The organism is Vibrio sp. CDRSL-10 TSBA (assembly GCA_039696685.1).
Taxonomy (GTDB): domain Bacteria; phylum Pseudomonadota; class Gammaproteobacteria; order Enterobacterales; family Vibrionaceae; genus Vibrio.
The window spans coordinates 3,156,533-3,170,218 of record CP155566.1; the positions used below are offsets into that span (position 1 = coordinate 3,156,533).

At 51.9% G+C, this 13,686-nt stretch carries 9 protein-coding genes and 4 pseudogenes; 9 read left to right on the plus strand and 4 right to left on the minus strand.

Annotated features, from left to right (window positions below):
- The first annotated feature begins 197 nt into the window (after positions 1-197).
- Entirely contained in the window at positions 198-1,205 is a 1,008-nt protein-coding gene (gene glpX, locus ABDK09_22405) for a class II fructose-bisphosphatase (protein ID XAW89408.1), read from the plus strand.
- Positions 1,206-1,303: 98 nt separating this feature from the next.
- On the opposite strand, the gene pfkA is transcribed toward glpX, so the two are convergent.
- Entirely contained in the window at positions 1,304-2,266 is a 963-nt protein-coding gene (pfkA, locus tag ABDK09_22410; GenBank protein XAW89409.1) for a 6-phosphofructokinase, read from the minus strand.
- A 258-nt stretch (positions 2,267-2,524) separates the two neighbouring features.
- Positions 2,525-3,434: pseudogene (gene fieF, locus ABDK09_22415) on the minus strand (CDF family cation-efflux transporter FieF).
- A gap of 129 nt (positions 3,435-3,563) precedes the next feature.
- Between fieF and ABDK09_22420 the strand changes: the two are divergent.
- Positions 3,564-4,758 (plus strand): annotated as a pseudogene (locus ABDK09_22420) (ISL3 family transposase).
- Between the two features lie 126 nt (positions 4,759-4,884).
- Here ABDK09_22420 and ABDK09_22425 read toward each other — a convergent pair.
- Positions 4,885-5,445, minus strand: coding sequence for a CpxP family protein (locus tag ABDK09_22425; GenBank protein XAW90803.1), 561 nt, complete (start codon positions 5,443-5,445; stop codon positions 4,885-4,887).
- Between the two features lie 187 nt (positions 5,446-5,632).
- On the opposite strand from ABDK09_22425, the gene ABDK09_22430 reads away from it, so the two are divergent.
- The 4 genes and pseudogenes from ABDK09_22430 (at position 5,633) to trmL (ending at position 9,032) form a co-directional block, all read left to right on the plus strand.
- Positions 5,633-6,319 carry a response regulator gene (locus ABDK09_22430; protein XAW89410.1) on the plus strand — a complete coding sequence of 229 codons (687 nt, stop codon included), beginning with the start codon at positions 5,633-5,635 and terminating at the stop codon, positions 6,317-6,319.
- Positions 6,319-7,699 (plus strand): annotated as a pseudogene (cpxA, locus tag ABDK09_22435) (envelope stress sensor histidine kinase CpxA). The gene ABDK09_22430 and the pseudogene cpxA overlap by 1 nt, the downstream one beginning before the upstream one ends.
- A gap of 113 nt (positions 7,700-7,812) precedes the next feature.
- Entirely contained in the window at positions 7,813-8,430 is a 618-nt protein-coding gene (locus ABDK09_22440; protein ID XAW89411.1) for a superoxide dismutase, read from the plus strand.
- A 128-nt stretch (positions 8,431-8,558) separates the two neighbouring features.
- Positions 8,559-9,032 (plus strand): tRNA (uridine(34)/cytosine(34)/5-carboxymethylaminomethyluridine(34)-2'-O)-methyltransferase TrmL, encoded by a 474-nt coding sequence (gene trmL / locus ABDK09_22445; GenBank protein ID XAW89412.1) that lies wholly within the window; start codon positions 8,559-8,561, stop codon positions 9,030-9,032.
- Between the two features lie 193 nt (positions 9,033-9,225).
- On the opposite strand, the gene ABDK09_22450 is transcribed toward trmL, so the two are convergent.
- Positions 9,226-9,717 carry an FxsA family protein gene (locus tag ABDK09_22450; GenBank protein XAW89413.1) on the minus strand — a complete coding sequence of 164 codons (492 nt, stop codon included), beginning with the start codon at positions 9,715-9,717 and terminating at the stop codon, positions 9,226-9,228.
- A gap of 222 nt (positions 9,718-9,939) precedes the next feature.
- Between ABDK09_22450 and ABDK09_22455 the strand changes: the two genes are divergently transcribed.
- The 3 genes and pseudogenes from ABDK09_22455 (at position 9,940) to aspA (ending at position 13,486) form a co-directional block, all read left to right on the plus strand.
- Complete coding sequence (locus ABDK09_22455; protein XAW89414.1) at positions 9,940-11,493, plus strand: PAS domain S-box protein; 1,554 nt, start codon at positions 9,940-9,942, stop codon at positions 11,491-11,493.
- Positions 11,396-11,851 (plus strand): GGDEF domain-containing protein, encoded by a 456-nt coding sequence (locus ABDK09_22460; protein XAW89415.1) that lies wholly within the window; start codon positions 11,396-11,398, stop codon positions 11,849-11,851. The genes ABDK09_22455 and ABDK09_22460 overlap by 98 nt, the downstream gene beginning before the upstream one ends.
- Positions 11,852-12,026: 175 nt before the next feature.
- Positions 12,027-13,486, plus strand: a pseudogene (gene aspA / locus ABDK09_22465) (aspartate ammonia-lyase).
- Positions 13,487-13,686 lie beyond the last annotated feature (200 nt).

The following is a 13,686-nucleotide window of genomic DNA, read 5'->3' on the forward strand; positions in this document are numbered from 1 at the left end:
TGGCGCCGATTTTGATCCAGGCTAAGCCGTGCACAAATCAAAACCCGAACCTTGCCCGCTGAATATGCTAAACTTCGCGCAACTTTCCCCCTCTGGCTGACATGCCGCCACATACGACACGCGCAGCATGCGCTCAACACAGCATGATGGCAGCGCAGGACGCGAGAGGTTAACGATTTTTCAGGTTTGGAGTGAGCATGAAACGCGATTTAGCAATGGCTTTTTCACGGGTTACGGAAGGCGCTGCCCTGGCAGGCTACAAATGGCTTGGTCGCGGCGATAAAAACGCCGCTGACGGTGCCGCAGTAGAAGTAATGCGGACCTTATTAAATAAAACCGACATCCGTGGTGAAATCGTCATCGGTGAAGGCGAAATTGATGAAGCGCCGATGCTGTACATTGGTGAACAAGTCGGTTTGGGCGGCGATGAAGTCGATATCGCCGTCGACCCGATTGAAGGCACCCGTATGACGGCGATGGGCCAGTCCAATGCTCTGGCAGTGCTGGCGGCCGGCGAACGTGGCAGCTTCCTCAAGGCGCCGGATATGTACATGGAGAAACTGGTGGTGGGTCCGGGCGCGAAAGGCTGTATTGACCTCGACAAACCATTGCAGGAAAACCTGGAGAATGTCGCCGCGGCGCTACATAAACCGCTCAGCAACCTGACGGTCATCACCCTGGCCAAACCTCGTCACGATAAAGTGATCGCTGAGATGCAAAACCTCGGCGTACGCGTTTTTGCGGTGCCGGACGGCGATGTGGCGGCCTCAATTCTGACCTGTATGCCTGACAGCGAAGTAGACGTGATGTACTGCATCGGCGGCGCACCGGAAGGCGTGGTGTCGGCTGCGGTGATCCGCGCGCTGGACGGTGATATGCAAGGCCGTCTGCTGCCTCGCCATAAAGTCAAAGGCGACAGTGACGACAACCGTATCTGGGGTGCTAAAGAGCTGGAACGCTGTCAGGAGATGGGGGTTGAAGCTGAAGTGATCCTCAAGCTGGAAGATATGGCGCGCAGCGATAATGTAATTTTCTCCGCTACCGGTATTACTAAAGGTGATCTGCTGGAAGGCATTACCCGCCAGGGCAATATTGCCACCACCGAGACGCTGCTGATTCGTGGCCGCTGCCGTACCATTCGCCGCATCAAGTCGATTCACTATCTGGAGCGTAAAGATCCGGAAGTGCGTGAAGCGATTCTGTAAGCGCACAGTGAATGGCCGCTATCGCGGATACCGATAGCCGCACAAACAAAAAAGACCGCCGCAGCGGTCTTTTTTACATCTGATACTCAGCAGCCGGCTTAGAACAGCTCTTCCGCAACTTTGTACAGATCTTTGCGCACCGGGCGCTTCATGTTTTCAATCGCGTCGATGATGTCGTGGTGAACCAGCTGCTCTTTCTGGATACCGACACAGCGGCCGCCGTAGCCTTCCATCAGCAGGTGCACAGCGTAGTTACCCATGCGCGATGCCAGCACACGGTCAAACGCAGTTGGTTTACCGCCACGCTGAATGTGACCAAGAATCGTCGCGCGGGTTTCGCGGCCAGTCGCTTTCTCAATCTCTTTCGCCAGTTGGTTGGCGTCCATCATCAGCTCAGTCAGCGCGATAATCGCGTGTTTTTTGCCTTTCTTGATGCCATCCTGAATGTTGGAGATCAACTGCTCCATGTCCAGGCCGGTTTCCGGTGTGATGATGTACTCACAACCACCCGCCACTGCTGACATCAGGGTCAGGTCACCACAGTGACGTCCCATGATCTCAACAATAGAGATACGCTGGTGTGACGATGAAGTGTCACGCAGACGGTCAATCGAATCGATCACTGTGTTGAGTGCAGTCAGGTAACCAATGGTGTAATCCGTGCCCGCGATATCGTTATCGATAGTGCCTGGCAGACCGATACATGGGTAACCCATTTCAGTCAGTTTCTTCGCACCCATGTACGAACCGTCACCACCGATCACAACCAGTGCATCAATGCCGTGTTTTTTCAGGTTTTCGATCGCTTTTTCACGCACTTCGACTTCACGGAACTGTGGGAAACGTGCCGAGCCCAGGAAGGTACCACCGCGGTTAATTACATCAGACACGCTTGAGCGATCCAGCTGCTTGATGCGATCTTCGTACAGGCCCTGATAGCCGTCGTAGATACCATACACTTCCAGACCTGCGCCCAAGGCAGTACGAACCACGCCGCGAATTGCAGCATTCATGCCCGGGGCGTCGCCGCCACTTGTCAAAATACCGATCTTCTTAATCATGCTCACCCTCGATTTTTGGGAACTTAATATAATTTTTCTACACCGCCCGCTAACGACATTCAGGCGGCAAAAGCATTGTTATCTGTGCGTTATGTTACATTTCCTAAATAGGAATACTACAGTTATTGCACGATTTTCTGTAACTTTTTTACTTATGTAAGAGTATTACAGTTTTAGCCATTCCGGTTGTTGATTCACATCAGGATCAGGTTTCTTTCATGAACTGAGAAAAGATAGTCAAGATCACTGATATTTGCCTTACCAGCCCTGAAATTTTTGCTTCCTTTCCACTCCGAATACCACGGAGTAAGGGTCCTGGTGAATCAGCACATCGGCGCCCGGAAATGCCTTGCGCAGCTTCGCTTCGACAATATCGGAAATACGGTGTGCTTCAATCAGGGGAATATTGTCATCGAGTTCCAGATGCAACTGGATAAATCTTACAGGCCCGGACATACGGGTACGCAGCTGATGCACCCCCATCACCCCTTCCACAGATAATGAAATAGTGCGGATCTGAACCAGCTCTTCATCCGGCAGTTTATGATCCAGCAGAGTATGCACCGCGTGGTAAGCCATCCGGTAAGCGCTGTATAAAATGTAGATACCAATACCGACCGCAAATACCGCATCAGCCTGCTTGATACCGAACCAGCTCAGCCCCAGCGCAACCATGATCGCCGCATTCATCAGTAAATCGGACTGATAATGCAGTGAATCAGCCGCAATCGCCTGGCTGCCGGTTTTGGCCACCACGGCCCGTTGAAACATCACCAGAGCCGCCGTGACCACCATGGCAAACGCACTGACATAAATACCGTATTCCGGAGACTGCAATTCATGCGGGCGGAAAAAGCGGTCGACCCCGTTCAGAATCAGAAAGCAGGCAGAACCGGAAATAAACATAGCCTGAGCCAGCGCAGCCAGCGATTCGGCTTTACCGTGCCCGAAGGTATGCTCCCGGTCAGCGGGCTGCAGCGAATAGCGCACCACCACCAGGTTGACCACCGACGCCGCAATGTCGAGCACCGAATCAATCAGAGAAGCCAGCAGGCTGACCGAAACCGGTCACCCACCAGGCGGCAATTTTACAAATCAGCAGCAGTGTCGCGACCGCAGTGGCCGTCCACGCCGCGGTGGTGACAAGTCGGGCGTATTCCTGTTTCATATCACGTTACCAAATCAAAACAATGGCTTAATTATGGTTCATCGCGGATTGGCGGGAACTTAAAACAAAAACGGTAGTAAGTGATAAGGTTACATCGCCAAACACAACCTTACACAAACTACCGTTTTCATGCCGAATCATACTTTCCTATCCTCGTTCTGGGAAGGCTTTCATGTCGTAAAGTCTGTACAAACGTCTTCTCTCATCACGATTACTCTCCAACCCAGCACGACTGCTCGATGTTCATGTGGGCAACATGTTCAAGCCATACATGATTATCAGTGGCGCACGATTAAGGAAGCGACGATTCTCGGCGTACCCGTCGAGCTATCCCTACAAACAAGGCGTATAAAGTGCCCTGACTGCGGTATCAAAACCGAATCTATTTCTTGGCTTGAACCTTTTGCTCGCCTGACTAACCGCTTAAGACGTTACATTGAGCAGTTGCTGCCTCTTCTTCCTATCAAACATATCGCCCAGATGACGGGGGTTCATTGGCATACGATTAAGGCGATAGATAAACGTCGGCTACAACATGCGGTGCCAGAGGTTAACTGGGCAGAGCTGAGACAGCTGGTCATGGATGAGTTTGCTCTCTTCAAGGGACATCGTTATGCCACTGTTATCGCGGATGCTAAGACGCATCAAGTGCTTTGGATAGGCGTTGGACGCAGCCGAAAAGATATCCGTCCCTTCTTTGAATTACTCGGTGAGCATGGCCAGAACATAGAAGCGGTTGCAATGGATATGAATACGGCTTTCGACCTCGAAGTGCAGCGACATTGTCCTAACGCCCGCATTGTGTACGATTTATTCCATGTGGTCGCAAAATTTGGTCGGGAAGTGATGGATAGAGTCAGAGTTGACCAAGCTAATCAACTCAAACAGGACAAGAAAGCGCGCCAATGGGTGAAACGTTCACGCTGGGTTTCTCCTCAAAAACAGAGGTAATTTAGACAGTAAACAGGAGAGCTATCTGAGTGAGATACTGAGTATGAACAAAGACTTAATGGTGACGTATTTACTTGGCTCTCAGCTAAAAGAGTTATGGAGGTGCGAGTCAGAAAGCGAAGCGGAAGACTTATGGGACGTATGGTGGGAGCAAGTTCAAGAAAGCGGGATCAAGCCGCTTATGGACTTCGCGAGAAAGCTCAAACCGTATCTTCATGGCATCGTTGCTTCTGCAAGCTACCCACTCAATACCTGTACGCTCGAAGGGATAAACAACAAGATAAAGTTAATCAAACGAATGGGCTACGGCTACCGAGATATCGATTACTTTTTTTTAAAGATAAAAGCGGCTTTCCCCGGAAAGCCGCGATGAACCTTAATTATACCCACATAGTGCTTGAATGTGAGTAAAAGATCATCACGCTCTGGCCGCAGCAACAGGCGGTAAGCCACAACGAAAACAGGCAGCCGAAGCTGCCTGTGGTGTATTTCAGTGCGATTATTGCGCCGATGCTGGTACTGGCTTTTTGCCTTGCTGACCTTTGTCGCCTTGATAACCATGCTCACCTTTCGAGCCTGGGTGTCCGCCACGCGGCCCTTCTTTCCAGCACTGCGTCATGCGCTCTTGTTGCAGTGACTCAAACTGGCTTTTCTGTTCCGCAGTCAGGACATTGAGCATCTGATGACGCTTCTCCATCATGCGCACCCGGTGCTCGACTTGTTTTTCCGCCATCTGTTTGGCCAGTGCAGTCGCCGCGGCTTTATCAAAGTTTGGCGCCAGCATTAATGCGCGCTCTTGCTGATGCAGCGCCTGCATCTCTTCTCTCATGCCTGCACGCGGCTGCTTTTTCATCTCTGCACGGCCTTGCTCGCGCAGGTTGCGCAGCTGCTCTTGTTGCGCATCGCTCAGGTTCAGTTGCTTAAACAGAGCTCGTTCAGCGCCGGGACCACAGTCACGGTCGTGCGGTCCTTTATCTCCACCCGCAGCCAATACGCTGGTGGCGCCAAGTGTGGCAGGTAAAATCAGTGCGGCAAGCATCCATTTTTTTACGTTTTTCATCATCGTATCCTCTCAGGTTTCACATTTACTTACAGGCTGCTTTCGCAACGCTTGAGGTTAGAATACAAACTGCCAGGTAAAGTGACGTTTAGAGTGCGTAAATCTACGTAAAGAGTGCAATCGGCGCTGATTCAGCGCACTATTTCGCAGTAAACTACATTCATCAACGCGGTTTTACGAGGCAGTTATGGCGCACATTCTTCTTATTGATGACGACACCGAGCTCACCAGCCTGTTAAAAGAGGTCCTGAGCTATGAAGGGTTTGAGGTATCCGAGGCCAACGATGGCGAGGCGGGATTACAGGCGGTAGGTGAACAGACCGATCTGATCCTGCTCGATGTCATGATGCCGAAAATGAACGGTATGGAAACCCTGAAAAAGCTGCGCGAAAACTGGCAAACGCCGGTCCTGATGCTGACCGCCAAGGGTGAAGAAATTGACCGCGTGATAGGCCTTGAGCTCGGCGCAGACGACTACCTGCCCAAACCATTCAGTGACCGTGAACTGCTGGCACGCATCCGCGCTATTTTGCGCCGCACCAATCCGCATCAGCCGGCCAAAACGTCTGATGTAATCGAGTGTCAGGATCTGCAGCTTTATCCCGGAAAGCAAGAAGCCTATTGTCAGGGTGAGCTGCTCGATCTGACCAGCACTGAATTTGCCCTGCTGGCCCATTTCGTCCAGAATCCGGGCGAAACCCTGACGAAAGAGTCGCTCAGCCTGGACGTGCTCGGCAAACATCTGGCCGCGTTTGACCGCGCCATCGACATGCATGTCTCGAACCTGCGCAAAAAGCTGCCCGAGCGCAGCGATGGCAAACCGCGAATTAAAACTCTGCGCGGACGCGGCTATCTGATGGTGCTGGAGGATTGATGCGCTTACCCAAGTTCAACAACCTGTACGGCCGTATTTTTGCCATCTTCTGGTTTACCATGATGCTGGTGGTGATTGCTGTGTTGTCGCTGCCCCATCTTGATCCGCGCAAATCACGCGATATGCCGGCCGAGGCATACCAGCGCATGCTGCAACATAAAGAGGCGCTCGAAGATCGCTTTAGCGGCGATAAGAACCTGGCCCGAATCATCAAGGAAACTGGAGAGCCGCGCCGACGAACCGCATGAGAAAGGACCGCGCTTTTTTGTTACCGATCAGGAAGGCAATATCCTCACCACACGCAAACACCCTGATTTCAAACTGAAAGCACTACGTAACTTTACTACCAGTATCGAATCGGTGGAACAACCGCAACAACGCCTATATGGCCGCTATATGATAGCCGGACCAGCACCGATCAGCCTGGCAGGACAGGATTTACTGCTGTATGTCGGCCTGCGCTGGGATCAGCCGCCACCATTTCTGCTGCGCCTGTTTGATCGCCCGCTGCAGCTGTTACTGGCCGTGATGCTGGTCAGCACACCGCTGCTGCTGTGGCTGGCCTGGGCACTGAGCCAGCCGGCACAACGCCTGGCTCAGGCCGCACAACGTGTCGCGCGTGGTGAATTTGAGGTAGATGCCAGTCTGGAAAAAGGCACCACTGAGTTTCGCCAGGCCGGACGCAGCTTCAACCAGATGGTAGAAGCGGTCAATCAGATGATTTCCGGTCAGCAGCGTTTGCTGTCCGACATCTCGCACGAGCTGCGCTCTCCGCTGACCAGACTGAGAATGGCCAATGCACTGGCCACCCGTAAGCAGGGTTCCAGCCCGGAACTGGAGCGCATCGATACCGAAGCTCAGCGTTTGGAGCAGATGATTGGTGAACTGCTGGAATTGTCGCGCATGCAGACCAACAGTCAGATGAGTCGCGAAGTACAGCCATTGAGCAGCCTGTGGGAAGAACTGCTCAGCGATGCCCAGTTTGAAGCAGAGCAGATGAACAAGACTCTGACCATGGAAGACATTCCGAACCGCCATATCTCAGGCAATCCGCCACTGCTGATGAGCGCGCTCGAGAACATAGTGCGTAACGCGATTCACTATGGCCACGACAAAATCGCGGTCCACTTCTCGGCTTCAGCCCAGCAGGTGACGGTCAGCGTCGAAGATAACGGCGAAGGTGTACCGGACAGCGAGCTGGAGGAGATCTTCCGTCCGTTTTACCGTGTTTCTACCGCGCGGGATCGCCACAGTGGTGGGACCGGGCTGGGGCTGGCCATCACTGAAAGCGCCATTCGCCAGCACAGTGGTAAGATTGCCGCCAGCCGCAGCGAGCTGGGCGGTTTGAAAGTCACCTTCACCCTGCCGTTACAGGACTGACCCGGCCGGGAGAGCGCCCGCTCTTCCGGCTGAACAAAAACCACACAAAAGACATAGTTGATAATGAGAATGGTTATCAATATTATCTATATTGATTGAACGGAGGATCAACTATGTCGCATACATTCCCTGAACTGCCTTACGCCTACGATGCCCTGGAACCTTACATCGATGCGCAAACCATGCAAGTGCACTACAGCAAGCACCACCGCACTTACTACGATAAATTTATGACCGCGATTAAAGGTACCGAGTACGAGCAAACCCCGCTCGATGAGTTGTTTGCGCGTATTTCTACCCTGCCTGCAGCGATTCGTAACAACGGCGGTGGCTACTACAATCACATCCTGTACTGGAACTGCATGGCTCCGGAAGGCGGCGGCCAGCCTGAAGGCGAACTGGCCGATGCCATCGAGCGCACGTTCGGCAGTTTCAGCCAGTTCCAGCAACAGTTTTCCGACGCAGCCGTCAACACCTTCGGCTCTGGTTTTGTCTGGCTGGTGGTACGTGATGGTGAACTGGTGATCAGCTCAACCAGCAATCAGGACAATCCGCTGATGGACATTGCCAATGTACGCGGAGAACCGATTCTGGCTCTGGATGTATGGGAACACGCGTACTACATCAGCTATCAGAACCGTCGACCTGACTACATCACCGCCTGGTGGAATGTAGTGAACTGGCAGGCCGTCGCAGAAAACTACGCGGTTGCCAAAGCGCTCGCCGCCTGATAATCCGCCCGGTGGCAGCCCCTCCCCAGCTGCTGCCGTTTTTCGTTATCCAAATCGGCACTTATCTGGGTATATCGGCTTGTCTGGGTATATACTGCGGCGTTCAATCACCAAGGAACGCAAAAGCCATGTTAGACATCGCCCTGTATGAACCTGAAATTGCGCCCAACACGGGTAACATTATTCGACTGTGTGCCAACTGCGGTGCCAACCTGCATCTGATTGAACCTCTGGGCTTCGATCTGGAGGAGAAGAAGGTTCGCCGAGCCGGACTGGATTACCATGATTTGGCACGGGTCACCCGCCACAAAGATTATCAGGCCTTTCTCGATTACCTGGCTGAACGTGGTGAATACCGCATTTTTGCCTGCACCACTAAAACGACCGGTCATCACGTCGATGCCCGCTACCAGGATGGTGATGTGCTGCTGTTCGGACCGGAAACCCGCGGACTGCCGGCCGATCTGATTGCGGCTCTGCCCCCTGAGCAGCGAATCCGCATTCCCATGATGCCAGAGGCGCGCAGCCTCAATTTGTCCAATGCTGTGGCCATCATCGCATTCGAAGCCTGGCGCCAGATGGACTTTGCCGGCGCGGTTTAAGTACCAAAGCTTTGAAGTTTAAATAAACCGCCTTCAGGTTTAAGTAATTAAGCTCTCAGGTGAGTAACCATACTCTCAGAGTTAAGCAGCCAAAATCTGGGAGAGCGATGGGAAAAACGCCCGGTCCGGAAAAAGCAAAAGCTCTCGCAGACGAGAGCTTTTTTAGCTTTGGGGTTATGGCAGGCCGAAAGCCCTAATGGCGATCCAGCTTGTCGTGATCTGAGTCGTCTTTACGCTCATATTCGCCATCAAAGGTCTGTCCGCCCCGGCCATGTTGATCCGGGCCGCGCTCATGCGGGCCGGACTGAAATCCCCCGGCCGACATATTGGTCACCACCACTTTGGTCATCAAATACTTAGCCAGCATCGCCCGCGGGCGTGGCAGCAATATCAGCATTCCCATGGTATCGGTCATAAAACCAGGCGTCAGCAACAGCACGCCAGCCACCGCCAACATAACCCCCTCAACGATCTGCTGAGCCGGTATTTCGCCGCGCTGCATACGCTGCTGCACCGACAGCAGAGTCGCCAGACCCTGGCTGCGCACCAGTGAAGCACCAACAAATGCGGTGATCAACACCAGAGCCAAAGTCGGCCATAAGCCCAGCATACCGCCCACCTGAATAAACAGGCCGATTTCGATCACCGGCACCGCAATAAACATCATCAATAATATCGGAAACACTGTCCCTCCTTTGTTGGCTTCAACATTAGCGTCAAGGGCAATCTTGTTCAAGCAATCAGCTCACAGCCATAATATAAAAAATTATTGCCCATGAGGAAAAAATCTATTGCAATTAATTCAATGAGATAGACGTAAGTTATTGCTGTAACTGAAATTGTGGTTGGAAATTCATCCGCAAGTCGACTACCTTAAATACACAGATCTAACTCAACAAGTGGCATAATGAGACGAGTTACCAATACACTAAAAAAAACGGTAATTCTGTGGCTGGGTTTAACGCTGATTCCACTCGGCTTTTATTACCATTTATCCAATAAAGCGCATCAGTTCCTGCTCAACCAGCTTGAAGTGCAGGGCTTACAATTTCTTTCGTTTGTTGATGCGAAGGCCAGCCGCACTCATGCTCAAATTCAGAAAAGCTTCTACCAACTCAGTCATTCACCACTGCTGGTCGACTACGCCAGTCATCGCGATCCTCAGTTCCGCCGTTATCTCGAAAGCCAGTGGTCGTTAACCTCGTTTAATTCCGGCCTGTTTTATCAGCTGCGTTTTCTTGACCTTGCCGGTAAAGAAGTCATCCGCGTCGATTACACCCCGCAAATGACCCAGCCTTTTGTGGTACCACAAGAACAACTGCAGGATAAAGGTCATCGTGATTATTTTATTTACGCCCGCCAGCTGGCCGTCGGAGAGCAGGGCTACTTTGGTATCGATCTCGAGTATGAACACGGCCTGCCCCTCATCCCCTACAAGCCGGGCTTTCGTATTCTGTATCCGCTTGACACAGAGCAGCAGCGCCTTGGCTATTTTATCGCTAACCTCGATGTAATGGCGGTCATCAAACAAATTACGTCCAATAACCAGAACCTCAGTGTCGACTTTGTCGACCGCCAGGGTTATTTCATCGTCAGCAGCGATGAAGACAAGCTGTTTGGTGACTTAATCCAAAGCCGGGCAGCGCATAACCTGCCCAACGAGCACCCTGAGGTGTGGCAGGCGATGCAAGCCAGTAATAACGCCAAGGGCAGCATTATCACTAAACAGGGGCTGTTTATCTATCAGCGCTTTGATAATCAGCTGTTTTCTTCGGTGGGCGGACTAATGCTGCTCACTCATTACACACCTGATATGTTGAGTGCGATGTTCGCCCCACGCGACGCCGAGATACTCAACGATGCCATCGTCATCTGGCTGCTGCTGGGTATTGCGTCGGTGATTCTGGCCATGTTCTGGATTGCGCACAAAAGCATTAAAATGGATAAAACCTATGCCCAGTTTGTAATTGAAAACGGCGTGGCCATTGTGTTCACCAATCGTGAGCACCGCATTTTACGCGTCAACAAGCGCTTTTGTGACATGGTAGGAATGGAGCCGTTCGCATTGCAAGGGCGCAGTGTGCTTAACTTTTTACCTTCACGCCTCAAACAGCGCGAGATGCAGGCTGATCTGATCAAACAGGGCAACTGGGAAGGACAATATACCCTGCAAAACCCATATGGTGATGAAGTGGTGTGTAAAACCGAAGTAAGTGCCCTGAGCAGCAAGCTGAAAAAAGTGCAGTATTATGTCTATTCATTTACCGATATCTCAGAGCATCATAATGCAATCATCGAGCTGAAAGAGCGCAGCGAAACGCGATCCGGCCACCGCGTTGTGGAACAAGAAAAAGTTCGAAAATATGCTCAACTACCACACCCGCCTGCATCAGCGTTATCCGGACGAGCCGCCAGCCTGCCTGGCCGTGATAGACATCGACTCGTTCAAAGACATCAATGATACGCTCGGCCATGCGGTCGGCGATGTGGTTATCTTGCATGTCGCCCAGCAGTTACAGACTCTGCTGCGTGATACCGATTTTATCGCCCGCATCGGCGGTGATGAGTTCGCAGTCATTATTCAGCACACCGATATCCATCAGGCCGACAAACTGATGCAACGCGTGTGCAGTGCTATCGCCAACTGGCCGCAATACAAGGTCACCATCAGTGTCGGAGTGGCGGAAGTCACCAACGATGCCATTCAGACCGCAACCAATGCCGACAAAGCCATGTACCGCTCCAAACGCAAAGGCAAAAACTGTGTCTCGTTGCATGGCTTTGAAAATCTGACGGTGGTCGAACCTCAACAATCGTGATCTTTAACGCAACAAAAAGTGATCAACTTCCTGTTTTTTCTTGATGACTTGAGTATGATGTGCGACTAAAGTCAGGATCGATTTTGCAGCCAAAAACTCTGATGAACGGATTCTTAAGGCAGAAGTGGCTAACTAGTTGCAATCTAATCAGAATAATTATCTTAAGGATCCTGTTATGGCTCAAATCACTGAAGCCCAAATGACATCTTCCCCTTCCCCAGCCACACGAATTGAAGAAGATTTACTCGGCCAGCGTCACGTTCCCGCAGACGCTTATTATGGCATCCACACCCTGCGTGCGATCGAAAACTTTAACATCTCAAATGTGACCATTTCTGATGTGCCTGAGTTTGTACGTGGCATGGTGATGACCAAAAAAGCGGCGGCTCTGGCCAACAAAGAACTGAGCGTCGTACCAAAAGATGTCGCCAATTACATTATCCAGGCTTGTGATCTGATTCTTGAGACCGGTAAGTGTATGGACCAGTTTCCCGTCAGACGTATTCCAGGGTGGTGCCGGCACTTCGGTCAACATGAACACCAACGAAGTGATCGCCAACGTCGCTCTGGAACTTATGGGTAAAGAGAAAGGCCAGTACCAGTTCATCAACCCGAACGATCACGTCAATAAGAGCCAGTCGACCAACTGTGCTTATCCGACCGGTTTCCGCATCGCGGTTTACAACAGCGTGCTGAAGTTAATTGATGCGATTGAATACCTTAAAGGCGCATTCGAGCTTAAGAGCCAGGAATTCAAAACCATCCTCAAGATGGGCCGTACCCAGTTGCAGGACGCTGTGCCTATGACTGTAGGCCAGGAATTCCATGCCTGGGCTGTGACGCTGAACGAAGAAATTCGTGCCCTGCAGTACACTTCAAAACTGCTGCTCGAAGTCAACCTGGGTGCGACCGCCATCGGTACTGGTCTTAATACCGCACCGGGTTACCAGGCGGCGGCGGTGAAACACCTGGCACAAGTAACTGGCCTGGAAGTGGTTCCGGCAGAAGACCTGATTGAAGCAACCTCAGACTGTGGCGCTTATGTAATGACCCACGGCGCCCTCAAACGTCTGGCGGTGAAACTGTCGAAAATCTGTAACGACCTGCGTTTACTGTCTTCAGGTCCGCGCGCCGGCCTGAACGAACTTAACCTGCCTGAACTGCAAGCGGGTTCATCCATCATGCCTGCCAAGGTAAACCCTGTGGTACCGGAAGTGGTGAACCAGGTTTGTTTTAAAGTACTGGGTAACGACAATACCGTCTCGTTCGCAGCAGAAGGCGGCCAACTGCAGCTCAACGTGATGGAACCTGTCATTGCTCAGGCGATGTTTGAGTCGATTTCACTGCTGTCTAACGCTTGTGTGAACCTGCGTGACAAATGTATCGATGGCATCACAGTGAACAAAGAGATCTGTGAAGGCTACGTGTTTAACTCTATCGGTATCGTTACCTATCTGAACCCTTACATTGGCCACCATGAAGGTGACATTGTCGGTAAGATCTGTGCAGAGACCGGTAAGAGTGTACGTGAAGTGGTCCTGGAGCGTGGTTTGCTGACCGAAGAAGAACTGGATGATATTTTCTCGGTCCAGAAACCTGATGCACCCGCAGTACAAAGCCAAACGCTACGAATAAGCTGTTTGCCCCATCAGGCCCCTCGGGGCCTGATTTTTTTATCCCTCCCGGCCCTGCGTGAGCATTGCTCAGTGACCGCGCCCCGTTATCCGTTCACACCGCCCGGTGGCGATAAATTCGCTCGCCGAGGAAACCAAACCGGTGGTAGACCGGTCTGATTGATTAAGCGGATTAAATCCGGGTCGGCTCTGCCCGGTCCG